This window comes from Salicibibacter kimchii, from assembly GCF_003336365.1.
GTDB lineage: Bacteria > Bacillota > Bacilli > Bacillales > Marinococcaceae > Salicibibacter > Salicibibacter kimchii.
This window is the reverse complement of record NZ_CP031092.1, coordinates 3528910-3550887: the sequence shown is the minus strand read 5'-3', so window position 1 is coordinate 3550887 and position 21978 is coordinate 3528910. Positions and strand designations below refer to the sequence as shown.

Genomic DNA, 21978 nt, shown 5'->3' with positions numbered 1-21978 from the left:
CCTACAATTAAGGACAACCGATTTCTCTCGATATAACCATACGCTGGATTTCCGATGTACCTTCTCCGATTTCCATCAACTTCGTGTCCCTTAACATTCGCTCAATTCCGAATTCACGCATATATCCGGAGCCACCATGGATTTGCAACGCTTGGTTGCACACCCTTGTTGCCATTTCCGATGCAAATAATTTGGCAAAAGCCGCTTCTTTTTTAAAGGCTTTTTTCTGATCTTTTAACCAGGCGGCTTTATGAACCATCGTCCTTGCCAGGTCGATTTCCATCGCCATATCCGCGAGCTTAAATTGAATCGCTTGAAACTCGCTTATTTTATGACCGAATTGTTTTCGTTCTTTAGAATAGGCAAGTGCTTTTTGGTAAGCCCCTTCCGCAATCCCCAAAGCGAGTGCGCCAATAGAAATACGTCCACCATCCAGCGTATGGAGGAACTGTCCGAACCCTTTTTCCGGGTCGCCCAGCACATTCTCTTCCGGGATTTCTACATCGGTTAAGACTAACTCTGTCGTATTCGAGCCACGAACGCCCATTTTTTCATACGGGGTTGTAACCTGAAACCCCTGTGCCCCCTTCGGCACGATAAACGCAGAAACGATATTTTTTCCGTTTTCTTTCTTTCCGCTCACAGCGGTAATGATGACTGCTTTTGCATAGGAAGCATTGGTAATCCAACATTTCTCACCATTAATCACATAGCGGCTTTCTTTTTTTTCAGCCGTCGTTTTCGTGCCTCCTGCGTCAGAGCCTGCATTCGGTTCGGTAAGACCGAAGGCGCCTAAAGCATCCCCTTTTGCGATCGGCACCAAATATTCTTGTTTTTGACCTTCCGATCCGAATGAATCCAATGGCCCTGCTCCGAGTGAAACCGACGCGGCGTAACTAAGCCCCGTACCGCCACAGGCTTTGCCGACCTCTTCCACTGCCAATGCATAAGAAATGGTGTCTGCCCCTGCACCACCATATGTTTCGGCAACGGGAATACCCATGATCCCTAATGATCCCATTTTTTTAAATATTTCTTCAGGAAAGCGAGCACTACGATCAATTTCTTCAGCTTTAGGTGCGATTTCCACTTCTGCGAAATCCCGCACCGTATCACGAATCATTTGCTGTTCCTTCGTTAATTGAAAGTTCATGATTCCCTCCTTTATAATGCGCAATGCAAGCCGAGCAAGCGCTCAATCGGTTGGACAATATTACAAAGAAACCGATTGTAATCGCTTACAGATAGCCTACTATAAGTAAGGACATCCGTCCACCATTGATTGGCAAATGAGTTGGAAAAAACCTGTATGTTTACCTGCAATAATAATGTTAGTTCTAGAGGATTTGGGGAAAACATACATATTAACCACTGAGATCAAGAAATTTATATGATATACTTGGTTTATGGACAATTATACTTGTACAAGCAACTTGAAGAGAAGGGAGGATCCCTTGTCTTGGGATTTGCAATAATACTTGGCATAGTAATAGTCGCCACTTTGCTCATATGGGTTGTCGGCTATTCAGTGCTTTTAAAATTTGTTACCCGTATGGAAACACGATGGCAGCGGATTATGCACTTGCTTTCACGTGTGGAGCGATCCACGAACGACTTTTTAGCCACCCTTGACCAGTATGGAAAATTACCAGCCGGAACGACAGAATCTCTTGAAAAAGTCATGGAAGATATGCAAGACCCGGCAAATGAACGCGGAGACCAATTGCATGCTTTCGGTATTCTCAACGACCGCATTACGTTTTTATTCGAACAAATCGATGCTGACGAGGATCTAAATGACCCTGAACTTGTGGAAATAAGTGAAGACTTGAATACGACGCTTACATTGTTGGAGACTGCCAGCCAATCGTATAACTATGCTGTAGAAAAATACAATAAAAGCCTCACCGTTATTCCGACCAAATATGTGGCGAATGTTCATCAATTCAAACCTCAGCTGATGCTCGATGAAACCGTTCACCGTTTATCATCAAGTGATCATGCAATATAACTAAAAGAATATTCAGCGTGATATATGGCAAATAAAAAACCAGGATCGAGCGATAAACCGCTCCATTCCTCTGAGACTCCAAATGGTACGATCATATGGTTTATGCTATATTATTATCAGACAGGGCGTAAGCGTTCTTTAATGCAATGACCCCTGCTAACTTTTAGTACCCTTCTTGATGCGTGTATGTTGATCTTTAAGCGGCCTGATAAGGTCGCCTTTTTTTGTATCGAGACGAACCGTTTCAGAAATCATAATAACGAGCCGGTGCACAACACGCTCAACACCGGCATCGTCGAAGGCCGGCCATTTTCATTTCGTTTTCCTCTGCACACGTCGGCCGTCAAATGTGAAGACGGACGGCTTTGCTTGAATGACGGTTTCCAAATGAACGGGGCGACCCCAAAGTTGGTAAATATAAGGGAGGGTTTTCTCCAAATAATCAACGTCCAGCTCTGTACCTTCATAATTATGAGTCAAAAGCAGTTCCCCGGCTTTCAAGTAATCCCCATCGGTTACTGTAAGATGAGGAAAACCGCCATTCACCCGCGACGCCACCAATTCATCACGAATGTTCGTCCAATCTTTATCCACGACTTCATAATTGTTGCCTTTCTTCGCAAATACGTACAAATCTTCCCGTTCAACGAACGCTTGCGTAAGGTAATTGCGAATAAATGACTGATCGGTCTCTAATGCTCTTACTTCAAAGATCTTATCCCGTCCTCCACCGGGAATAACCCCTCTTTCCTTCATCACTTCATCCGGGTTGTCATAGCGTTCTTCAATATCCTCAAATATTTTTAATCCTAAATAATAAGGGTTGATGGACGTTTTCGAAGGAGTAATGACATTTGCATTTAATTGCGAAAATTCAATTGCTTCGGCTGAGGTTAGATCCATCTCTCGCATAATGCGTGCATGCCAATACGATGCCCATCCCTCGTTCATAATTTTCGTTTCCATCTGTGGCCAAAAATAGAGCATTTCTTCACGCATCATCGTCATGATATCCCGTTGCCACTCATCCAGTTCCAAACTGTTCTCTTCAATAAACCACATGATATCCTTTTCAGGCTCTGCCGGAAACTTCTGCTTTTTCTTTTTCTCTTGTGGATTTGTCGGCTTATCCCGTTCCCATAAATCCGCGTACGGCATCGGCTCCGGACCGGACTCCTCTTTTTCCTGTTTTTTTTCAGGCCTGCGTTTAATTATACTCGGATCCACATGCTCTTGTACCGCGAGCACTGCGTCCAAAAACGTTTCGACTTCTTGTTTCCCGTGTTCTTGTTCGTATGCTGCAATCCGTTCAGCCGTAGCTCCCATGCTTTCCACCATGTCTTGCCTTGTAAGTCGAAAACGATAGTTATTTTTAAAGAAATCACTGTGAGCCAAAACATGAGCAACAATTAATTGATTCTGAATTAAACTATTATTATTTAGCAAAAACGCGTAACAAGGATTGGAATTAATGACAAGTTCATAAATTTTGCTCAGCCCCAAATCATACTGTACCTTCATTTTGTGAAATTGTTTGCCAAAGCTCCAATGGGAAAAACGTGTCGGCATGCCATACGCTCCGAATGTATAGATGATATCTGCCGGGCAAACCTCATAACGCATCGGAAAAAAGTCCAAGCCAAATCCTTCGGCAATTTCCGTGATGGCTTCAATTTTGTGTTCCAATTGACGCAACTCACCTACAGGCATTTCCATCCCCCTCCTGTTTCTACCTTTATCTATATGTCCGCATCACATGTTTGATGAACATTCATTAGAGGTATTGCAGAAGTGAGGTCACTAGCAAAGGAGGAAGCACATGATGACAAGCATTCACGCAATCGTTTATGGCGCTGTTCAAGGCGTCGGATTTCGCAGCTTTGTTCACGAAGAAGCAAAAAAAAATCTTTACGGCTGGGTAAGAAACCGTAAAGATGGCACAGTTGAAATCGCTGTGGAAGGCGAAAAAACAAACGTTGAACAATTTATCCAAACCGTCAAAACGGGGAATACGTTTTCACGTGTGGAGCGGGTGGAGATTGCGGACGTTGCTGACATTCAACACAATCAGCAGTTTTCCATTCGATCGTGAACGAGTGGACTGGCTTAGAAATCTAGCGGATCCTCTGGCCGGCTGAGAGGGACGATTTTCGTGTTTGCATAAGGATGCCGGGAAAAACGTTAAAAAGAAGAAATATGGCGATCTTTATTCCAAGGCAAATGATCGTTTTCTTCCAGTTTGTCCATCGCCTTTTCCACCGGAAGTTTGGGAAGGGAGAATGTATTCGCGAGAACGTCCATCAAATCCTCTCGCGATTTCATGCTTCTTTTTATTTTTCCTCCGTTATGCGTACGGATCGTCAACTCTTTATTTTTTAATGACACCATGCGCCTTTTCCGAGCACACCATTTTTCACAGCGCAGTTGTTGCATATATTGAGCATCTGCTTGATAGGATTGGCGGATCGTATCCCGAAAATCCGATAAATGATAAAGGCGGTCGATGGAAAAGGCCCATTTTCGATCGACAATTCGATCTGCAATCGTACGAATATACGTGTACTCCCCTTCCTGATCGCCGGCCTTTAAAATGACTTTTTCGCCGGCAAAAAGAGGGACATGGGTCTGTTTATGCTTATTTAACGGTAATGGGGTTAACAGCGGAATCGGCGTTCCAACGTCTACATATAGGGGCTCCCCGGTTTCGGGAGCTAATATAAGCAGAGCCATATGATCCCCTCCCGGCTTAAGGAAAAACACTTGAAAACCGAGGGCTTCCAATAGTCTTGAAAATTGCAGGTTAAGGGTGATGCACGTTCCCCCTGTATGAAACATTCGATGACGCCACAAAAAACGTTCAACGTCTTCGGTCACATAGGCCTGATCGTGAAAAACAAGTTTCCCAATGTTTTCAAAAGGAAAGACATGTCGATGTGCGCTTAATAAATGCTTCAAATAAGGCGTAGATGCTTGTTTTTCGGAAATTCCCATTAATGTTAAGTATTCATGCACCCAATCCATTCCCATCACCTGACGCTTTCCTTCAATTAAAGTTGGATAATCGCAAATTAATATCGGCCATAACGACTTCCCGAAGTTCCGCTAGTGCTTGATGGGCCGCGGAGGGGTTTGGTTTTTTCACTCCGAAATAACATTTCATTTTCGGCTCCGTGCCCGAAGGTCTGACACATACCCACGACTCATCTTCACATTTGTATTTAAGCACATTCGAAACAGGTAAATGAATTGGGGTTTTCCCCCCGTTCTTAACAGTGATCGCCTCGCCTCGTTCATAATCTTCGATGACGGAGACGATTTGCCCTTCCCCAAATGATAGGGGTGGCTGCTTGCGTAAAGAGGTAAGCAACGCTTCTATTTGTTCCACTCCTTTTTTCCCCTTTAACGTTATTGATTCAATTTCCTCCCGGTAATAACCGAACCTTTCGTAAAGAATCGCTAATTTTTCCGTAAGTGTACGGCCCTTCCGCTTTTCCGATAAGGTCATCTCTGTCAGTGCCAAAGCCGCCTGTATAGCATCTTTGTCACGCACAAACGGGGCCAGCAAGTATCCATACGATTCTTCATATCCAAATAGGAATGTTCCGTCTTCCGCGCCATCTTCAAAACGCTTCATTTTCTCTGCAATAAATTTAAATCCGGTTAATGTATCTTCACATGTTACGCCGTAATGATCGGCGAGTGCACGGCCACTTTCAGAGGTGACGATTGTTTTGAGCACCTTTCCATTGACAGGCAAACCTTCTGTATCTTGTGCCAGTAGATAATCAAGGAGAAGAAAACCAGTCTCATTCCCTGTCAGCAGTCGATACCCCCCATCATGTTGCTCATCAGGGACCGCCACCCCCAAACGGTCAGCGTCCGGGTCCGTCGCGATTAACAAGTCTGCCTTCTGTTTTCTTCCCAACTCCATTGCCAAAGCAAACGCTTCTGCCTCCTCAGGATTCGGTTTCGTCACCGTAGAGAAGCTGGGATCCGGTGTCGCTTGTTCAGGGACGATATGTACATCGGTATAGCCATTCGCTTCAAATGCGCACTTTAACGGTTCCAATGCCGTGCCATGGAGCGGGCTGAATACAACTTGGATGTCTTTTCCATGTTCTTTTCCCATTTCGGGCTGCCGGAAAACGGAGGCAAGTGCCTGATTGTATCGGTGATCCATTTCCGGAGACAATGTATGGATAAGGCCGCCTTCTTCCAACTCTGTTTCATCTGCAATAGGGATGGTTAGTTCATCTTCGATCGCCTCTACATATGTGATCAACTGTTCGGCAGGTTCCGGTGTCAATTGTGCCCCGTCATTGCCGTACACTTTTAAGCCGTTGTATTCAGCCGGATTATGGCTCGCCGTGATCATAATGCCGGCCGAAGCTTCACGTTCTCGAACGGCAAACGATAACATAGGGGTAGGCCTTAACGAGGAAAAGAGATCGACTTCTACCCCTTCTTTTACAAGCGTGCGTGCAGCCTCTGTCGCAAAAAGGTCGGAGTTTGTCCGGGAATCAAACGCGATAACCACCCTGGCTGCTTCTGCAGTCGCGTTAAGGTAACGGGCTAACCCTAAAGCAGCTTTTCGCACCGTGTAACGATTCATCCGGTTCGGTCCCGGCCCAAGCTCTCCGCGCATTCCGCCGGTACCGAAGGTGAGTGCACGGTAAAAACAATCTTCCAACGCCGCTTCGTCTTCCCTTCGAATCAGCGCTTCCAGCTCGGCACTTAATTGCCTGTCATCCTGTAATCCATTGCGCCATCGTTCTATCGTGTCGTACATGTTCAGATCTCCTTTCCCTGTTCTAAAAAGATGAGAGCCCGGTCGATTCTTGCAAGCGGTACAACCAATGCTTCCAAATCGCTACTTCCCCGTGCTCGCTGAAATCATTGGTATAATGGCTTCCATCATTGGTCCACAGCGTATGAAAATAATCATCAACGTCCTCCATGAGCGCGTGATCACTGGGGGCTTTGAGTATAACATTCGATTCAAGATTAAAATCATCAAGGTTTCTGCGCGTAAAATTCGTTGACCCGCCATTGACTACCGCTGTATCCCCGTCCGTCATGTAAAACATTTTTGTATGATATTGCTCGCCGCCTGTATTATACCAACGAACGTCCATACGCCCAGAATAACGTTGCAGTTCCTCCGCAACCGGGCGATTGGGAACGCCGATCCGTTCATGGCCAAATGATTCGTCGTTGGCATCAAGAATGAGACGAATATTTGCCCCACGATCCGCTGCATCTTTTAAGGCTTGAATGACATCACGATCCGAAATATAAAACATTCCGATCCAGATATCATCTCCGCTTTCCGCTGCCTCTATCGAAGTCAATAGCTCATTCTTCACCTCACCTTCGGTGATTAGTTTTGCATCTAACCCATCCGAGGCATCATTCTTCTCTCCATTATACTCCATATTGTCAAAAGGCGTAGTATCCGCCCCTGACATTTCAACAACCGCTCGCTCACTCTCAATAAAATCGTTCACAATCTCCCCTTTTACCGACAAGGCTGCATTGGAATGGTGCGCACTGGCATCATGGGGGTTGGCTGACGTAACGAGCGCTTCTTTTTCATTGAGGACAACTTTGCGATGGTTCGCCTTAAAATTTAAGACGTCCAAATACGAACGTGCCGTGACCGGTTCGGCCTCGGGGTCAAACGGACTTGGCAAGCCCCCTCCTTTTGGCGTGCCAAACCATTGAAAGACCGTACGCCATAAACCGGAATAAATAACATTGGAATCGCGCAAGGGGGCCATATCCGTCCAAACAACCCGAATGCCCGCTGCTTCCAAACGTTGAATATGATCGGGCGTACGCGAACCATAAAAGCTGTTAATGCGGTCGGTCGTCACGACGATCGTAAGGTCGGGACTTGCTTCCTGTTTTTCAATTAACCGATCACTAAACCAAGAAGCAAGAGCCGGAAATGACATATCGGGGCCGTATTCGTCATTGAATAAAAACATATCAACCACGATAAACGCCTCCGCTTCCGAAATCATCTGTTCAATATGTGCAAAGATCTCGTGATCCTCTTGCCTGTCTCCATCCTGCTCGTGTGTGATATCAAGCAAAACTTCCGCTTCCGTGCCTTCATGCCAGCGCCCTTCATAAGAGATATTCGACGGCATCGGCTTAAACATGCCATAAAACATAGCAACAGCATAGGCAACGAGTAATACACTAATGAGCTTAGCGGCTTGATAACGCTTTAAAGGTTTCCGTTCAAGTCTACGATTCACCTTCATCTCGACATCCTTTCCGGAATGGAATCCTTTCCTATGGCAGAAAGTCTGAATAAAAGGCTCACTTGTATTGGCGAATTTTCTAGTCTTTCGCCTCCATCTTCCAGCGGTTTAAAAAAAATATGTACCTTCCTATTTTAACACGGGAGACAAGGGGTGTTGTATTATGATTTCATCCCGCCTTTATGTTATGATTTTTTCCAGATCAACAATGAATGGGGGAGGTGCTTGGCATGGAATACGAAAAAGCCACTTTTGCCGGAGGATGTTTTTGGTGCATGGTGCAGCCTTTTGAAGAGATGCCGGGGATCATAAGCGTCCGTTCCGGATACACGGGTGGTCACATCGATCATCCGTCCTATGAAAGTGTCAAAAATGGAGATACCGGCCATTATGAAGCCGTTCAAATCAAATATGACCCGAAGCGATTCTCTTATCAACAATTGTTGGACCTTTATTGGCCGCAAATTGACCCCACCGATGACGGCGGTCAATTCCACGATCGTGGCCCGCAATATAGAACAGCCATTTTTTATCATCATAAGGACCAATGTGATCAAGCGCAAGCGTCAAAAGAGGCCATTAAAAATAGCGGAAAATTTAACGGAATGCCGATCGTTACCGAAATTTTACCGGCAACAACGTTTTATGAAGCCGAAGAAAGCCACCAGCAATTTTACAAAAAACAGCCGGAGGCTTATAAAGAAGATCGCGTTGCATCCGGCCGGGACGAATTTATCCGTAAATATTGGCATACGAACGAATAAACGGGGCTTGAGGTTATACGTCAACTTAAAAAGCAATAAAAACTTGCCCTATACGCAGGATCCATACTATAATAAGCAATGGAACGGACGGCGGGATGTAGCTCAGCTTGGTAGAGCACAAGCATGGGGTGCTTGGGGTCGCAGGTTCAAATCCTGTCATCCCGACCATGAAAATAACTACTCGATGCGGGTTTCAGCGATTGCTGGAATCCGCTTTTTATTTTGAGATGTGCTCAACTGGTAACGGATTGGTAACCTTTTGTGCTGTAAGTCAATAAAATGGGTGATTATAAGGAGCGCTGTTTACTATTACCTTACCTTCCTAATCTTTCTCCTCGGCCTTTTACACCGTATAAAATTTTTGCTTCGTAATCGTCAAATAATCCCCACCTGTTGTCAGAAGGGGGTTATTTGACGGTTTATACTATTATACGATACAGACCCGCACTATTCGATTAGCGCCCCTTATGGTGAACAAGGAGAGATCCTATATTCATACGGGTAGTCATAACTTTTTGGGTGCAGTTTGGTAACAGGATTTCTTAACTATATTTAATGGTCTCCAGATTGGTCCTTCTTCTTTAAAGTTAAGGCAATGATAAACGCAACCACCGTAAAGCCAATCGCCACATAATAGACCATATGAACACCTTGCGTCATACCTTCTATCTCTAAAAGCGTTGCGTCGGTTAGATTGGATTCTTGAATAAAACGTTGTGATACGATCGCCATAATGCTCGTATATAGAGCCGGGCCAATGGCGCCGGAAATCTGATTGATTGTATTGGTAATCGCTGATCCATGGGGATACAATGGTTGACTCACTTGGTTTAATGCCAGGGTCGTCACCGGTGATATATTAAGCCCTAACCCTAAAGTAAACGCAGCATAAAGGATCATGCCCGTTATGATCGTTGTTTCACTGGAAATCGTGGTAAACAAGCTTAAAACGATGACCATAATACCTAATCCTGATAAAACTAAGGGTTTAAACCCAACTTTATCAAATAAACGACCGGCAACGAGCGATGTAAAAGCAAGTACCAGTCCTCCGGGTAACATAAGGAGGCCAGTTCCCAAAGGAGACATTCCCGTAACCATCTGGAAATAGACAGGTAAAATCAACATCATCGAAAACTGTACCATCATAATCATCAATATGATGACCATAGATCTTGAAAATACCGACGATCCAAAAGGCTTCATATTAAGCATCGGAGAGACAAGTTTTGTTTGTCTTCTTACAAAGACAGCAAGACTTAGGACGCCGACGGCAAGTGTCATCCACACGAATGCACTGTCCCATCCTGCACCTTCACCTGCAAGAGTAAATCCATATACAATGCTCCCAAATCCTATCGTAGACAATATAATCGTGAAAATATCAATGTTAGGGTTCTTTTGTTCCGTGACATTACGTAATTTTAAGATTGCAGCTAATAAGACAGCGATGGCCAATATCATAATAATAACGAAAATCATTCTCCATGAAGAAAGTTCTATAACAATACCGGAGAACACCGGTCCGATAGCCGGAGCAAATAATAGAACGACACTATAAAGGCCCATTATCGCCCCACGCTTACTAAATGGCGTGAGCGTCAAAATAACATTCATAACTAAAGGCAGAATGATCCCCGTCCCCAATGCCTGAATCAATCTTCCAGTCAATAGAATAGAAAATTCCGGGGCAACAAAGCCAAGCAATGAGCCAATCGAATAAAACCCCGTCGCGGCAAAAAAAGCTTCCTCAATGTAAATCGCTCCATCAAGTAAGCTGAAACAGGAATAGATATCCCAATCACAAGCATATAACCCGTTGTTAACCATTGAGCCGTACTTGTGCTCACATCAAAATCCGACATTATATTTGGTATGGCTACGTTCATAATCGTTTCACTAATTAAACCTATAAAGATCCCCGTTAATAAAATAGCAATAATGATCCAATTTTGTTTTCCGATTTTTTCTTGGTGTTGTTGTAACATAAATCTCACGTTCCTTGTCGTCTGAATCTGTTATTTTTGCAGAAGTTTTAGAATCTGTTCACGCTGGGCCGTTTCTTGAGCATGACCGGATTGTACGAGTTTGTCACAATACATTTGCTGCCACTCCTTATATACTTCCTCACAAGCTTCCGATGGTGATTTCTGCCGGTTTCTCGCTTACAAGACTGGATTTACGCCTGAGCAGTGCTTTCACACGTGCGACGAGCTCCTCTGGTGCGAACGGCTTGACGAGATAATCGTCCGCGCCAAGATCCAGCCCTTTGACCCGATCTTCTACTTCTGTTTTCGCTGTGAGTATCAAAATACCTATAGGGGACCCTGCGATACGTAGACGTTTACAAACCTCCCAGCCATCGGTCCGCGGCATCATAATATCCAAAATGATGGCGTCATAGCTTTGATCGGTTGCCTTATGGATCGCCTACATTCCGGAACTGGCTTCATCAAGTTCATAGCCTTCTTTTGTCAAATAAAGTACGATCAACTGTCGCATTTTCCGTTCATCATCTACAATGAGTATACGCTCCGCCACTTTGGGCCCTCCCTTGATTGATCTATTTCCAGTCTAACGAGTAAATATGTGATTTATGTGAAAACTGGGCGGTTAAAATTTGATTATTCTTTGAAGTATACACTCATGGTTCTCATTATAAAAAGAACCCTGAAGACGGATAGGATACCGCCTCAGAGTCAACAGCCCTCCTGTTATTTCTGTCCCTACAATATGCCTGATTCCGTGACAGAAATCATCTAAATCACCCAAAAAACCTGTATTATCAGGTATAATGGAGATAGTATATACTCACCCGAAAGGTGATTCGATGATAAAGTTCAAAATTGAAGAAACCAATGAAAAATTGACTCCATACACCGGGCTTGGCATTGTTGGCCAGCTGCTGTCCAAAACAGGTTTATCAACCCGACTTGATCAATTGCCCATTCCCGGCGTGAAAACAACGCCGGATGTTTCAAACAGCGATGTGGCTAAATCCTATCTTGGCCTGTTGTGCCAAGGAAAAAGTGACTTCGAGTGTGTGGAAGAATTCCGGGAAGAACCATTTTACCAGTATGCGCTAGATATCAACGCAGTCCCTTCGTGCTCGACGCTACGCCAGCGTTTGAACGATATCTCAACCATCCATGCAGACACGGGATCATCCACATGGAAACCGATTTTATTGGAGGAATCGGCTGATCTTGTTCAAAAGCATGCCCATTTACTAACGCCTATCACATTAGAAAATGATAAACCATATCTCCCATTGGACGTCGATGTGACTCCTTTTGATAATTCGGACACCCAAAACAAGAAATGAAAAAGAATAAAATCGATATGAATCAAATGCTGCAAATGATGCGAAAAGAAAAGGTATTTTCCTTAAGGGAAGTGGCTTATGCCATTCTCGAAGCCGATGGCACAATGAGCATATTAAAAAAAGCCAAATATGAAACGCCTACGGTTTCAGCTATGAATTTGCCTTTAAAGCCTGTGTTTCTGCCTGTTACACTAATCAACGACGGAAAAGTCGATTGGGAGAATCTATCAAAGTCCGGGCATAGTGAAGAGTGGCTGCTCAATCATCTTCGTAAACACAATATCACTCGTTATAAAGATATATTTTATTTTGAGTGGAAAGAAGATGAAGGTGTATATCTTGAAAAAATGTAGAAGGACGTATGGTTTGCTTATAGCCTGAAAACAGGTTCATGAAGAGAAAGTTATTTTCCGCTTTCATACCCTTAGGGGTAAGTAATGGTATACTGTTCATAAATCGAGGTGGTCATATGAATTTATGGGATGAACGTTTTCAACATAAACGTTATGCATTCGGTAAAGATCCAAACGTTTTTTTAACAGAAGCACAAAAAAACCATAAAATAGTCGAACTAAATGACAATGCACTTGCAATTGCCGAAGGGGAAGGACGCAATGCTGTGTATTTAGCAGAGTTAGGAGCTAATGTTACTGCTTGGGATTTCTCGGTTGAAGGGTTAAGAAAAGCTGAGCGTTTAGCTTTTGAACGCGATGTACACGTAGAAACAAAACATGTAGATTTAAATGATACGCAATGGACCTTTGATCATTGGGATCAAATTGTATGCATTTACGGTCATTTTTCTCCACATTTAAAAGCAAAGACAATCGATGGTGTGAAGAAGGCTTTAAAGCCAGGCGGACATTTTATTTCTGAAGTGTATTCCATTTATCAACTACCATATAATAGTGGAGGACCTAAATCCGAGGACATGCTTTATGACCCAATAAAATTACTGGAAGCCTTTCATGATTGGAAAATCAAGCACTTTTATACCGGAGAAACCATTCGTAACGAGGGGGATTATCATCATGGATTAGCGCATGTCATTCAAATGATTGTACAAAAGCCATTTAAAAATGAACCATTGACATTATACCCCTCAGGGTATAAAATGTAATTAATTAAATGAAAGAAGCTGGTGATACTCAGTGGAATACAATGATCAGATGAAGAATCGAGTGAAAAGGATTGAAGGTCAACTTAAAGGCATATTGAAAATGATGGAAGAAAATAAAGACTGCAGAGATGTGGTAACACAATTATCGGCATCTCGGACAGCCATAGACAGAACAATGGGGTTAGTTGTGAGTGAAAATTTGATCGAGTGCGTCGAAAAAGCAAATGAAGAAGGAGAAGACACGCAAGAATTTGTGGATGAAGCCGTAAATTTACTAGTAAAAAGTCGATAATGATAGGTAATAAATTACCTATCAAATATTTTTCCAATTAGTATACCCCTGCGGGTAATGGTATATGAGGAGGATGGAATGACTCAAAAAAGGACGACGATTGTATTGTTCAGTGGTGATTACGATAAAGCTATGGCCGCTTATATTATTGCTAACGGTGCAGCAGCATATGACCATGAAGTCACGATTTTCCATACGTTCTGGGGGCTAAATGCACTACGAAAAAACGAAAACATTGAAACCGACAAAGGTTTTTTAGAAAAAATGTTTGCGAAGATGATGCCACGGGGTGCCGAGAACATGGGACTATCAAAAATGCATTTTGCCGGTGTGGGACCAAAGTTGATCAAAAAGGTAATGAAAAAGCATCAAGCGTTGCCTCTTTCAGAACTAGTTGATATGGCGCATGACCAAGACGTGAAATTGGTTGCGTGTACGATGACGATGGATTTGCTCGGTTTACAGGAAAAAGAGTTGCGCGAAGAGATTGATTATGCCGGTGTGGCAGCGTACCTTGCCGATGCCGAAGACGGCAATGTCAATTTATTCATTTAAAGGAGGTGATTGAATTGTCCGCCGTATTTGCCATTCTGTTTGTGGTTATTATGATTTTTGTCATTATGCAAATGAGCCCAATAGGCGTCAAGCAAATGGACACGGACGAACTGCGAACGAAGCGACAAAATAAGGAAGTACAGTTGCTCGATGTACGTACAGAAAACGAATTTGCCGGTCGTAGCATTCGAGGGGCGAAAAACATTCCCTTGCATACGCTCAAAAAACGGATCAATGAATTAAATCCTAGCATCGAAACCGCCGTCATTTGTCAAAGTGGCATGAGAAGTTTAAAAGCATCAAAGCTTTTGCAAAAACACAATTTCATAAATGTGAAGAACGTTCGAGGGGGAATGAACAATTGGAAGTAGATTAAATTAAGTGAAGTTTGTTATTCGGGGAGCCGCAGTGACCTGGCAGCCCAAAAATTATCGGATAAAGGTTTTTACAATGGAAAAAATGTAGTGACGAGCATAGCAGAATGGGATGGCCAGACCGAAGAAAACAATTAAACATTTATTCATTTGGAGGAATAAAAAATGGAAAATAACACACGCGTAGCAATAATCGCAGCCAATGGTGGCATGTTTGATGCATACAAAGTGTTCAATATTGCCACGGCAGCGGCAGCATCTGATAAAGAGGTAGGCATCTTCTTTACATTTGAAGGACTTAACCCGATTCATAAGGAAGCGCACAAGAACCTGCCGCTTCCGGAAGGAAAGGAACATTTTCAGGAAGGGTTTGAAAAGGCTAATGTACCGGCCATTGGCGATTTGTTGGAAATGGCACATGAGATGGGCGTGAAAATGATTGGCTGTCAGATGACAATGGATGTGATGAATTTGGAAAAAGATCATTTTGTTGATGGTGTTGAAGTCGGTGGAGCAGCAACATTTATTGAATTTGCTAAAGACGCTGATGTGTCACTTACATTTTAATCCAAGGAGGTAATGGCGTATGTCCCAAAGCATAGCAACAAAAGAACTTGCACGTCGCATTGTAAATCAGGTAGAAACTTTCATTCTTGACGTTCGGAATACGGATGATTTTGATGATTGGAAGATAGAAGGGGAAAGCGTTGAAATCATCAATGAACCTTACTTCAACTTGATTGATGGCGTCGATGCCCTCGCTGGAAGAATAAACAAAAATCAGGAAGTCATTGTCGTCTGCGCAAGAGGCAATTCTTCCAAAATGGCTGCTGAAACGATGGAAGAAGCAGGCTTTACAAATGTTTATGATCTGGAAGGCGGAATGCAAGCTTGGAGTCAACATTTGGAGCCGGTCAAAATAGCGGACTTGAGTGAAGGTGGCAGCCTTTATCAATTTGTGCGCCTCGGCAAGGGTTGTCTGTCATATATGGCAGTTTCTGAACAAGAAGCAGCGGTGATCGATGCCAACCGGATGACGGATGTTTATGAACGTTTTGCTCAAGAGAAAGGTGTCACCATTAAGCATACGATCGACACCCATCTTCATGCTGACCATATTTCAGGTAGTCGTCAACTGGCCGAAAATACCGGGGGATCGTACCATTTACCGCCGAAAGATGCCGGTGAAGTCACGTTTGACTATAAACCATTGAAAGAAGATCACGATATGACCGTTGGCAATACCACTATTAAGGTACAGCCGCTTTACTCCCCTGGGCACACCATTGGAAGCACATCGTTGATCATCGACCATCAATATTTGCTGACAGGAGATATTCTGTTCCTGAAATCCATCGGACGTCCGGACTTGGCCGGAAAGGCTGATGATTGGGTCGGTGACTTGCGTGAGACACTGTACAGTCGTTATAAGAAGCTATCTGATGAGCTGATCGTATTGCCTGCCCATTATTCATCTGTAGAAGAACTGGGTGAAGACGGCAGTGTCCAGGCAAAGCTTGGTGACTTGTATCAGCGTAACGCAGGATTGCAAGTGGAAGATGAACAATCATTCCGGGATATGGTGACCGAGAATCTGCCACCGCAGCCAAATGAGCACGAGACGATCCGCCAAACCAATATGGGAAAAATAAACCCGGAAGTCGAAGAACAACGTGAAATGGAAACGGGACCAAACCGTTGTGCCGTAAATGCTTAAAATACTGGTGTAAGGCTCCAGGCTCATGTCAATTGTAGGAATATAAAAATTGCTATCAAAATGAGGAGGAACTTATGATGGAAGCAGCAAAAGTATTAGATGCAAAAGGGATGGCATGTCCGATGCCGATTGTGAAAACAAAAAAAGCCATCGAAGGTATTGAATCAAATGAAATTTTGGAAGTCCATGCAACGGATAAAGGTGCCAAAAGCGACTTGGCTGCCTGGACAAAATCCGGTGGCCATGCGTTGGTTGATGAAGCAGAAGAAGAGGGCGTATTGAAATTTTGGATTAAAAAAGCTTAGACAAAAGGAACCGGGGCAAGACGAAAGTGTTTACCCCTAAAAACGAACCATGAACGGTGGTAACGGAGGAAAGCGAAGAATATTTCCGCGCGGGTCTACACCCATCATGTTTTGGATTTTTATTTGATCAAACACTTTTGTCTCTGGCTCTTTCCTTTAGTTCAATTCCTTTTAAAAAATTTCGAATAACAAACTCCCAGAGGTGGCTTTACCCGTCCCAACGTTAGTTTACGAAACGTCATACGACCACTCCGTTCTTCTACGTCATCCATGTTAGACCATGAAACAAATAACTCATCCATTTTCCTCATGGTTTCTTCAGATAATCGTTGGTAAATTTCCTGCAAAAACACTTGCTCTTTTCTGCGTATAGCGTTCAATTTTTCGATATCGGTATTCCTGTATAGCTTCATTTTTTAACCCTTCTTCCTCAAAGGGCGAATCCCACACTTTTTGTTGAAGCCAATCAGTGATTTCCACTCGATCCTTTTCAGTTGTTTCCTGAAAACCAAAATACGTTCGGTTTTGTTTCCCAACAGTATGAAATCTTTGGGTAAAAATGTAAAATGTTCAATCAGTTCCTCTGATTCCCAATGTTTTTTTTATCAAAACCTCTCCCATAAAAAGTTCCTAGAATCATTAGTGTAGGAACTATGATTAAAATTATTATAGGTTATAGCCCCTATTTGCGCAATATCTTTTTGGAAAAGTGTAAAGTTCCGATCCCAAAATCTTTTACGGAACAGATAGACTGATCATACTCATTGTGGTATGCTACAGTCAAATAACATTCACTAGGGGAGCCATTAAGTGGCTGAGAAAGGCTTAGCTTTGACCCTTGGAACCTGATCTGGTTCATACCAGCGTAGGGAAGTGGAGTTACAAGTCATATCTGATACTGTACATATGACTAGTCGCTCTGATTCCCATAGGGCGGCTTTTTTGCGTGTCTCCTCTCGTGATGAAAAATGGAGGGAATTTTATGACATTTACGGAAGAACTTAGACGTGAAGCTGATCCGATTTTTCAGGCTATTTTTACTCATCCTTTCGTGCAAGGCATTGGAAACGGGTCATTACAGTCCGAACAGCTTATTCATTACGTGAAGCAAGACTTTGAATATTTGAACACTTTTATTCAAATTTATGGACAGGCAATCCATCAGTGCGACAATCGAAAAGACATGGGAATGTTTAACGAACAAATTTCATTTATTTTAAATAGCGAGATTCACCCCCATAATAACTTTTGTGAAGTAGCAGGTGTCCAGTATGAAGATCTTCAATATGAACCGCTCGCACCGACCGCGCATCATTACACACGCCATATGCTAGATGTTGCCCAGAATGGATCATTAGGAGAAATTTTAGCTGTTCTCCTCCCATGTCCATGGACGTACAATGAAATCGGGGACTATTTAAAGAGTGAAAGTCAACCAAACAAATCGCACCCATTCTACGAATGGATCAACTTTTATAGCCGCGAAGAAGGTGATATGAACGTCACTGAAGATTTCCGCGCTCGCTTGGATGCATATGCAAAAACGGCCAGTGCACCTGAAAAAGAACAGATGAAAGATCATTTCATTAAAAGCTGCCAACTTGAATATTCGTTCTGGGAGATGTCGTATAACCAGGAAAAGTGGCCAGTGTTATAAAATGCAACAAGAAATCGAACCGCCAGTGAGATCTGTGATCCCTTTGGCATCCGGAACTGATAAACTGTTCATTTTGATTGTGGTACGCCACGATAAAGATGCTCTAGTCTAGGAAATTTTCTATATAACATTTAAATAAAAGTCACTAGGGGAGCCATCAAATGGCTGAGAAAAGCTTAGCTTTGACCCTTGGAACCTGATCTGGTTCATACCAGCGTAGGGAAGTGGAGTTCGCATGTCATGATTAATGAAGTCTGTTTTTTATTTGACAAAAGCCACTCTGATTCTCTCAGGGTGGCTTTTGTTTTGCAGGAGGTAAAGCTGTTATATGATACCAACAAGAAAACTTCAACTTCGGGACATTATCGTTATGTCTGCCATTTCCATCGTCTTCGGAATTCTTTACCTTATATGGATCTTTGCTGCAGGTCTTCTGTCCGGCGTTATAGGTCCTATGGGCGGGGCATTATTATCAGGATTATGGATTATGGCTTGTATTGTTTGTGCGTATATTATTCGCAAGCCCGGTGTTGCCTTCATGGGTGAAATGATTGCTGCATTCACAGAAGTACTCATTGGATCGGTAAGTGCAGGGTCTGTACTTTTGCTGGGGTTTGCCCAAGGAATCGGTTGCGAGGTAGTGCTTGCCCTATTTTTATGGCGGAGATATTGGCTTCCAATACTTATGCTAGCCGGCATGGGTGGAACCACTGCGAATTTTATCACGAGCTATTTCGTGTCAGGCTGGAGCCAATTTTCCTCCAGCTTGTTAATGATTATGCTTGGTACAATGCTTATAAGCGGTGCTCTGACTGCCTGGCTAAGTAAGGGCATCGCCGATCAACTGGCCCGAACAGGGGTATTAAATGATTTCGCACTGGGACGTGAAAAACTACAACAACAGAGGGAGGAGAGCAACCGTGGTTTGCGTGCAAACTGAGCAACTTTCGATCCGTTATCCGACGAACGAGACATCGACGGTTCAAGACATTACAGCATTCTTTCGTTCCGGCTCCCGTTCTTTAATTCTCGGCCCGAGTGGTGTAGGAAAAAGTACACTTACTCTGGCGCTCAACGGTATCATCCCTCAATCGTTAGACGCTGAAGTCTCCGGTGAAATCGCCATTGGAGATGTTCATCCACAACATCAAACGGTAGGCGAAATGTCGCGGAAGGTAGGCATTCTTTTCCAAGATCCCGAGACACAATTTTGTATGTACTCCGTTGAAGAAGAAGTCGCGTTTGGGTTGGAGAATCTGCAAGTGCCTCGGGAAAAAATGGAGGCCGTTATTCATGATTCCCTTCAAAATACCGGCTTATTACATGTGAGACAAGCGCCTATTCATGCCCTTTCCGGCGGAATGAAGCAAAAACTCGCGTTGGCATGTCTGATGGCCATTGACCCTGAAGTACTCATCCTTGACGAGCCAACGGCGAACCTCGATCCTCAAGCAACCATCGACGTTTTTGCATTGATCGACCACTGGGGGAAGCATGCGAATAAAACAATGATTTTCATCGAACATCAACTGGATGATATGATCCATTTCATCGATGACGTCATCATTTTAAACAAAAATGGGAAGGTGGCTTACACAGGAAAACCAAGGGCGTTATTTCAAGAACATGCGAACCAATTACTCACCGATGGGATATGGTTACCCAAAACGGTGCGCGCCGCAATAACATTGGAAGACCGAATTAAATGGGATCCTTTTCCGCTTGTACCTACTGAACTTGAGCAGCAATTAAAAAAAGAAGGGATCCCGGAGCCCACGATGCCGTATCCAAAAGCCAAAGAAGAGCCAAAATCAGAGAAACCGATCGTTGAAATGCAAGATATCTATTATCAATATGACCATAAATCGAAGAATCCCTTCGTATTGTCCGGGCTTACCCTTCACATCCATCGGGGTGAATTTGTCGCACTTGCAGGGCCGAATGGCGCAGGGAAAAGTACCGTTGCTCAATTGCTTCTCGGCGTAAAAAAACCATCCTCAGGGGTTATTAAATGGAAAGATCGCTCATTGGCATCGTGGCCAGATGATCAATTTATGAGCCAAATCGGACTTGTCATGCAAAATCCCGAGAGTCAGTTCATTACAGAGCGAGTGGATGAAGAGGTCTCCTTTGGACCAAAACGTATGGGATGGTCCAAAGACGAGCGTCAATCCCATGTCGATCAACTGCTCGAGACGTTCAACCTCGCCCATGTTCGAGCCCAAAACCCTTTTTCATTAAGCCAGGGACAAAAACGACGGCTATCTGTTGCCACCATGCTTATCAGTAACCAGGAGCTCCTCATCCTTGATGAACCTACGTTTGGCCAGGATGCCGAAAATACCGAGCAATTGATGAAACTGTTAAAATCTCTTCAACAACAAGGAAAAACGATTCTTATGATCACACATGATATGGGTTTGGTAGATCAATATGCCTCTCGGATGATTGTCTTACAAGAGGGTGGTTGTGCATATGAGGGAGAACCCGTAACGTTTCTGCATTCCCTTCATTATCAACCATTACGGGCTCAAACCAACCTAATAACACCTATGGATCGCAAATTACACCAATGGCAGCATCAAGTTCAACAGAAGGTAAGCGTTCAATATGCTTGAACAATACCAAGCGGCCAATCACTTTCTGCAACAGATCAATCCATTACTGAAATTACTGGCGTTGCTAGCTGTCATTGCCACCATGATTTTCGTTTTTGATCCCTGGACACCCCTGCTTTTGTGGGTAGTTTCCGTATTGATGCTTCATTTCTTGGGCGGGATTCCTGTAAAGTTCATTGCGTTTATCAGCATTCCTTTTCTTTTGTTTGGTTTTACGTTTGTTTGGATCAACGCTATATTTCCTGCAGAAAGAGGAGAAGTGATTCTGTTTTCGATTTTTGGCTTGCCTATTGCTTTGGAAAATATCGAAACAGGTATATCTCTTGGATTTCGCAGCCTCGTATTTGGTACTTGGTCGATCCTGTTTGTCTTAACCACAAGCCCGATGACATTTATGCATAGCCTGATTCAAAACGGCAAACTGTCCCCACGTTTTGGTTATGGCATCATGGCAGCCTACCGTTTAATTCCGTTGTTCAAAAACGAGTACCAGCAAATGAGACTCGCCCATCGTATTCGGGGACTTGGTGAGAGTGGTGGCCTTCTGGGGGGCATTCGTCAAATGAAGCGTTATGCCATCCCTTTGCTCGCCAGTGCCATTCGCAAAGCTAGCCGTTTGGCGATTGCCATGGAATCGAAAGGTTTTGATGGGAGTCGAGACCGTACTTACTATCGCGTTGTTCGATGGTCATCGAAAGATGTTATATTTGCTACAATCGTTTCCATGATCCTCATCATTTTAATGATCGGTAGGCAAGGGTGGGTTTAACATCATACCATAACAATCTACTTTTCTTAGGGGGAGGATCCGATATACTGTTTGACATGGTAGGGTCTTAGTCAATTCTGAGATGCCCTACCTCTTCTTGTTTCAAACCATTTACACAAACTATTTTACGTCATCTTGATATATTGACAGATGGGAATAAAAATAATAACATATTGTAAACCGTTATTATTTAATGGTT

General features: G+C 43.5%; 25 protein-coding genes, 1 tRNA gene, 1 pseudogene and 2 riboswitches. Of the genes and pseudogenes, 17 read left to right on the top strand and 10 right to left on the bottom strand.

Translation table 11 applies throughout. The features are described 5' to 3' along the window. Window positions 1–7 precede the first annotated feature (7 nt). Window positions 8–1153: an acyl-CoA dehydrogenase family protein gene (locus tag DT065_RS18155; protein ID WP_114375760.1), complete on the bottom strand. Its 1146-nt coding sequence runs from the start codon at window positions 1151–1153 to the stop codon at window positions 8–10. Between the two features lie 306 nt (window positions 1154–1459). Between DT065_RS18155 and DT065_RS18150 the strand changes: the two genes are divergently transcribed. Next, window positions 1460–2011 (top strand): LemA family protein, encoded by a 552-nt coding sequence (locus DT065_RS18150; RefSeq protein WP_160112645.1) that lies wholly within the window; start codon window positions 1460–1462, stop codon window positions 2009–2011. Between the two features lie 312 nt (window positions 2012–2323). On the opposite strand, the gene DT065_RS18145 is transcribed toward DT065_RS18150, so the two are convergent. Next, window positions 2324–3721, bottom strand: coding sequence for a SpoVR family protein (locus DT065_RS18145; RefSeq protein ID WP_114375757.1), 1398 nt, complete (start codon window positions 3719–3721; stop codon window positions 2324–2326). Window positions 3722–3830: 109 nt separating this feature from the next. On the opposite strand from DT065_RS18145, the gene DT065_RS18140 reads away from it, so the two are divergent. Beyond that, window positions 3831–4103 carry an acylphosphatase gene (locus DT065_RS18140; protein ID WP_227002666.1) on the top strand — a complete coding sequence of 91 codons (273 nt, stop codon included), beginning with the start codon at window positions 3831–3833 and terminating at the stop codon, window positions 4101–4103. 89 nt (window positions 4104–4192) lie between these two features. On the opposite strand, the gene DT065_RS18135 is transcribed toward DT065_RS18140, so the two are convergent. The 3 genes from DT065_RS18135 to DT065_RS18125 are packed head-to-tail and all read right to left on the bottom strand — an operon-like array spanning window position 4193 to window position 8283. Next, window positions 4193–5032 carry an arylamine N-acetyltransferase gene (locus tag DT065_RS18135; protein ID WP_160112644.1) on the bottom strand — a complete coding sequence of 280 codons (840 nt, stop codon included), beginning with the start codon at window positions 5030–5032 and terminating at the stop codon, window positions 4193–4195. A 22-nt stretch (window positions 5033–5054) separates the two neighbouring features. Beyond that, entirely contained in the window at window positions 5055–6800 is a 1746-nt protein-coding gene (locus DT065_RS18130) for a phospho-sugar mutase (protein WP_227002665.1), read from the bottom strand. A 22-nt stretch (window positions 6801–6822) separates the two neighbouring features. Beyond that, entirely contained in the window at window positions 6823–8283 is a 1461-nt protein-coding gene (locus tag DT065_RS18125) for a phospholipase D family protein (protein WP_114375751.1), read from the bottom strand. Window positions 8284–8513: 230 nt separating this feature from the next. Between DT065_RS18125 and msrA the strand changes: the two genes are divergently transcribed. Both msrA and DT065_RS18115 read left to right on the top strand, forming a co-directional pair. Beyond that, a complete protein-coding gene (gene msrA, locus DT065_RS18120; RefSeq protein ID WP_114375749.1) occupies window positions 8514–9047 on the top strand; it encodes a peptide-methionine (S)-S-oxide reductase MsrA in 534 nt (177 codons plus the stop codon). Between the two features lie 91 nt (window positions 9048–9138). Continuing rightward, window positions 9139–9215 (top strand) — tRNA-Pro (locus tag DT065_RS18115). Between the two features lie 384 nt (window positions 9216–9599). Here the strand turns inward: DT065_RS18115 and DT065_RS18110 are convergent. The 4 genes and pseudogenes from DT065_RS18110 to DT065_RS19110 form a co-directional block, all read right to left on the bottom strand. Beyond that, window positions 9600–10936 (bottom strand): annotated as a pseudogene (locus tag DT065_RS18110) (DHA2 family efflux MFS transporter permease subunit). A gap of 129 nt (window positions 10937–11065) precedes the next feature. Beyond that, window positions 11066–11149 (bottom strand): hypothetical protein, encoded by an 84-nt coding sequence (locus tag DT065_RS19970; protein WP_418314671.1) that lies wholly within the window; start codon window positions 11147–11149, stop codon window positions 11066–11068. A gap of 25 nt (window positions 11150–11174) precedes the next feature. Continuing rightward, a complete protein-coding gene (locus DT065_RS18105; protein ID WP_227002831.1) occupies window positions 11175–11474 on the bottom strand; it encodes a response regulator transcription factor in 300 nt (99 codons plus the stop codon). A 3-nt stretch (window positions 11475–11477) separates the two neighbouring features. Further along, window positions 11478–11588: a response regulator transcription factor gene (locus DT065_RS19110; RefSeq protein WP_114375745.1), complete on the bottom strand. Its 111-nt coding sequence runs from the start codon at window positions 11586–11588 to the stop codon at window positions 11478–11480. 289 nt (window positions 11589–11877) lie between these two features. Here DT065_RS19110 and DT065_RS18095 point away from each other — a divergent pair, with 289 nt between their 5' ends. The 9 genes from DT065_RS18095 to DT065_RS18055 all read left to right on the top strand — a co-directional run bounded on the left by DT065_RS18095 (window position 11878) and on the right by DT065_RS18055 (window position 16735). Then, on the top strand, window positions 11878–12372 hold the full coding sequence (locus tag DT065_RS18095; protein WP_114375744.1) for a hypothetical protein: 495 nt from the start codon (window positions 11878–11880) through the stop codon (window positions 12370–12372). A gap of 17 nt (window positions 12373–12389) precedes the next feature. Further along, window positions 12390–12725 carry a DUF421 domain-containing protein gene (locus tag DT065_RS18090; RefSeq protein WP_237220085.1) on the top strand — a complete coding sequence of 112 codons (336 nt, stop codon included), beginning with the start codon at window positions 12390–12392 and terminating at the stop codon, window positions 12723–12725. A 116-nt stretch (window positions 12726–12841) separates the two neighbouring features. Then, window positions 12842–13492, top strand: coding sequence for an SAM-dependent methyltransferase (locus DT065_RS18085; RefSeq protein ID WP_114375740.1), 651 nt, complete (start codon window positions 12842–12844; stop codon window positions 13490–13492). Window positions 13493–13523: 31 nt separating this feature from the next. Further along, entirely contained in the window at window positions 13524–13784 is a 261-nt protein-coding gene (locus DT065_RS18080) for a metal-sensitive transcriptional regulator (RefSeq protein WP_114375738.1), read from the top strand. A 78-nt stretch (window positions 13785–13862) separates the two neighbouring features. Next, on the top strand, window positions 13863–14339 hold the full coding sequence (locus tag DT065_RS18075) for a DsrE/DsrF/DrsH-like family protein (protein WP_114375737.1): 477 nt from the start codon (window positions 13863–13865) through the stop codon (window positions 14337–14339). 14 nt (window positions 14340–14353) lie between these two features. After that, window positions 14354–14710, top strand: a complete 357-nt coding sequence (locus tag DT065_RS18070; protein ID WP_227002664.1) for a rhodanese-like domain-containing protein — start codon at window positions 14354–14356, stop codon at window positions 14708–14710. 168 nt (window positions 14711–14878) lie between these two features. After that, window positions 14879–15280 (top strand): DsrE/DsrF/DrsH-like family protein, encoded by a 402-nt coding sequence (locus tag DT065_RS18065; RefSeq protein WP_114375735.1) that lies wholly within the window; start codon window positions 14879–14881, stop codon window positions 15278–15280. Between the two features lie 19 nt (window positions 15281–15299). Then, window positions 15300–16430 (top strand): MBL fold metallo-hydrolase, encoded by a 1131-nt coding sequence (locus DT065_RS18060; RefSeq protein WP_114375733.1) that lies wholly within the window; start codon window positions 15300–15302, stop codon window positions 16428–16430. 77 nt (window positions 16431–16507) lie between these two features. Continuing rightward, a complete protein-coding gene (locus DT065_RS18055; protein ID WP_114375731.1) occupies window positions 16508–16735 on the top strand; it encodes a sulfurtransferase TusA family protein in 228 nt (75 codons plus the stop codon). A gap of 318 nt (window positions 16736–17053) precedes the next feature. Here the strand turns inward: DT065_RS18055 and DT065_RS19070 are convergent, their stop codons facing one another. Next, the gene (locus DT065_RS19070; protein ID WP_160112643.1) at window positions 17054–17215 is read right to left on the bottom strand and encodes a hypothetical protein; all 162 of its coding nucleotides are present in this window, start codon (window positions 17213–17215) and stop codon (window positions 17054–17056) included. Window positions 17216–17521: 306 nt separating this feature from the next. Beyond that, window positions 17522–17624: riboswitch (TPP riboswitch) on the top strand. A gap of 93 nt (window positions 17625–17717) precedes the next feature. On the opposite strand from DT065_RS19070, the gene tenA reads away from it, so the two are divergent. From tenA to DT065_RS18030, 4 genes are all read left to right on the top strand, one after another. Continuing rightward, window positions 17718–18392: a thiaminase II gene (gene tenA / locus DT065_RS18045; protein ID WP_114375728.1), complete on the top strand. Its 675-nt coding sequence runs from the start codon at window positions 17718–17720 to the stop codon at window positions 18390–18392. Between the two features lie 137 nt (window positions 18393–18529). Next, a riboswitch (TPP riboswitch) is annotated at window positions 18530–18632 on the top strand. Between the two features lie 88 nt (window positions 18633–18720). Then, window positions 18721–19332, top strand: coding sequence for an ECF transporter S component (locus DT065_RS18040; RefSeq protein WP_114375726.1), 612 nt, complete (start codon window positions 18721–18723; stop codon window positions 19330–19332). Then, window positions 19313–21010, top strand: a complete 1698-nt coding sequence (locus DT065_RS18035; RefSeq protein ID WP_160112642.1) for an ABC transporter ATP-binding protein — start codon at window positions 19313–19315, stop codon at window positions 21008–21010. The genes DT065_RS18040 and DT065_RS18035 overlap by 20 nt, the downstream gene beginning before the upstream one ends. Further along, complete coding sequence (locus tag DT065_RS18030) at window positions 21003–21779, top strand: energy-coupling factor transporter transmembrane component T family protein (protein ID WP_114375722.1); 777 nt, start codon at window positions 21003–21005, stop codon at window positions 21777–21779. The genes DT065_RS18035 and DT065_RS18030 overlap by 8 nt, the downstream gene beginning before the upstream one ends. Window positions 21780–21978 lie beyond the last annotated feature (199 nt).

Bases quoted from the DNA above. Each gene is read 5' to 3' on its own strand.
- msrA (WP_114375749.1), top strand. From the start codon at position 8,514: ATGGAATACGAAAAAGCCACTTTTGCCGGAGGATGTTTTTGGTGCATG.
- DT065_RS18095 (WP_114375744.1), top strand. From the start codon at position 11,878: ATGATAAAGTTCAAAATTGAAGAAACCAATGAAAAATTGACTCCATAC.
- DT065_RS18145 (WP_114375757.1), bottom strand. From the start codon at position 3,721: ATGCCTGTAGGTGAGTTGCGTCAATTGGAACACAAAATTGAAGCCATC.
- DT065_RS18065 (WP_114375735.1), top strand. From the start codon at position 14,879: ATGGAAAATAACACACGCGTAGCAATAATCGCAGCCAATGGTGGCATG.
- DT065_RS18090 (WP_237220085.1), top strand. From the start codon at position 12,390: ATGAATCAAATGCTGCAAATGATGCGAAAAGAAAAGGTATTTTCCTTA.
- DT065_RS18155 (WP_114375760.1), bottom strand. From the start codon at position 1,153: ATGAACTTTCAATTAACGAAGGAACAGCAAATGATTCGTGATACGGTG.
- DT065_RS18135 (WP_160112644.1), bottom strand. From the start codon at position 5,032: ATGGATTGGGTGCATGAATACTTAACATTAATGGGAATTTCCGAAAAA.
- DT065_RS18140 (WP_227002666.1), top strand. From the start codon at position 3,831: ATGATGACAAGCATTCACGCAATCGTTTATGGCGCTGTTCAAGGCGTC.
- DT065_RS18040 (WP_114375726.1), top strand. From the start codon at position 18,721: ATGATACCAACAAGAAAACTTCAACTTCGGGACATTATCGTTATGTCT.
- DT065_RS18125 (WP_114375751.1), bottom strand. From the start codon at position 8,283: ATGAAGGTGAATCGTAGACTTGAACGGAAACCTTTAAAGCGTTATCAA.
- DT065_RS18130 (WP_227002665.1), bottom strand. From the start codon at position 6,800: ATGTACGACACGATAGAACGATGGCGCAATGGATTACAGGATGACAGG.
- DT065_RS18060 (WP_114375733.1), top strand. From the start codon at position 15,300: ATGTCCCAAAGCATAGCAACAAAAGAACTTGCACGTCGCATTGTAAAT.
- DT065_RS19970 (WP_418314671.1), bottom strand. From the start codon at position 11,149: ATGTATTGTGACAAACTCGTACAATCCGGTCATGCTCAAGAAACGGCC.
- DT065_RS18030 (WP_114375722.1), top strand. From the start codon at position 21,003: ATGCTTGAACAATACCAAGCGGCCAATCACTTTCTGCAACAGATCAAT.
- DT065_RS18055 (WP_114375731.1), top strand. From the start codon at position 16,508: ATGGAAGCAGCAAAAGTATTAGATGCAAAAGGGATGGCATGTCCGATG.
- DT065_RS18075 (WP_114375737.1), top strand. From the start codon at position 13,863: ATGACTCAAAAAAGGACGACGATTGTATTGTTCAGTGGTGATTACGAT.
- DT065_RS18085 (WP_114375740.1), top strand. From the start codon at position 12,842: ATGAATTTATGGGATGAACGTTTTCAACATAAACGTTATGCATTCGGT.
- tenA (WP_114375728.1), top strand. From the start codon at position 17,718: ATGACATTTACGGAAGAACTTAGACGTGAAGCTGATCCGATTTTTCAG.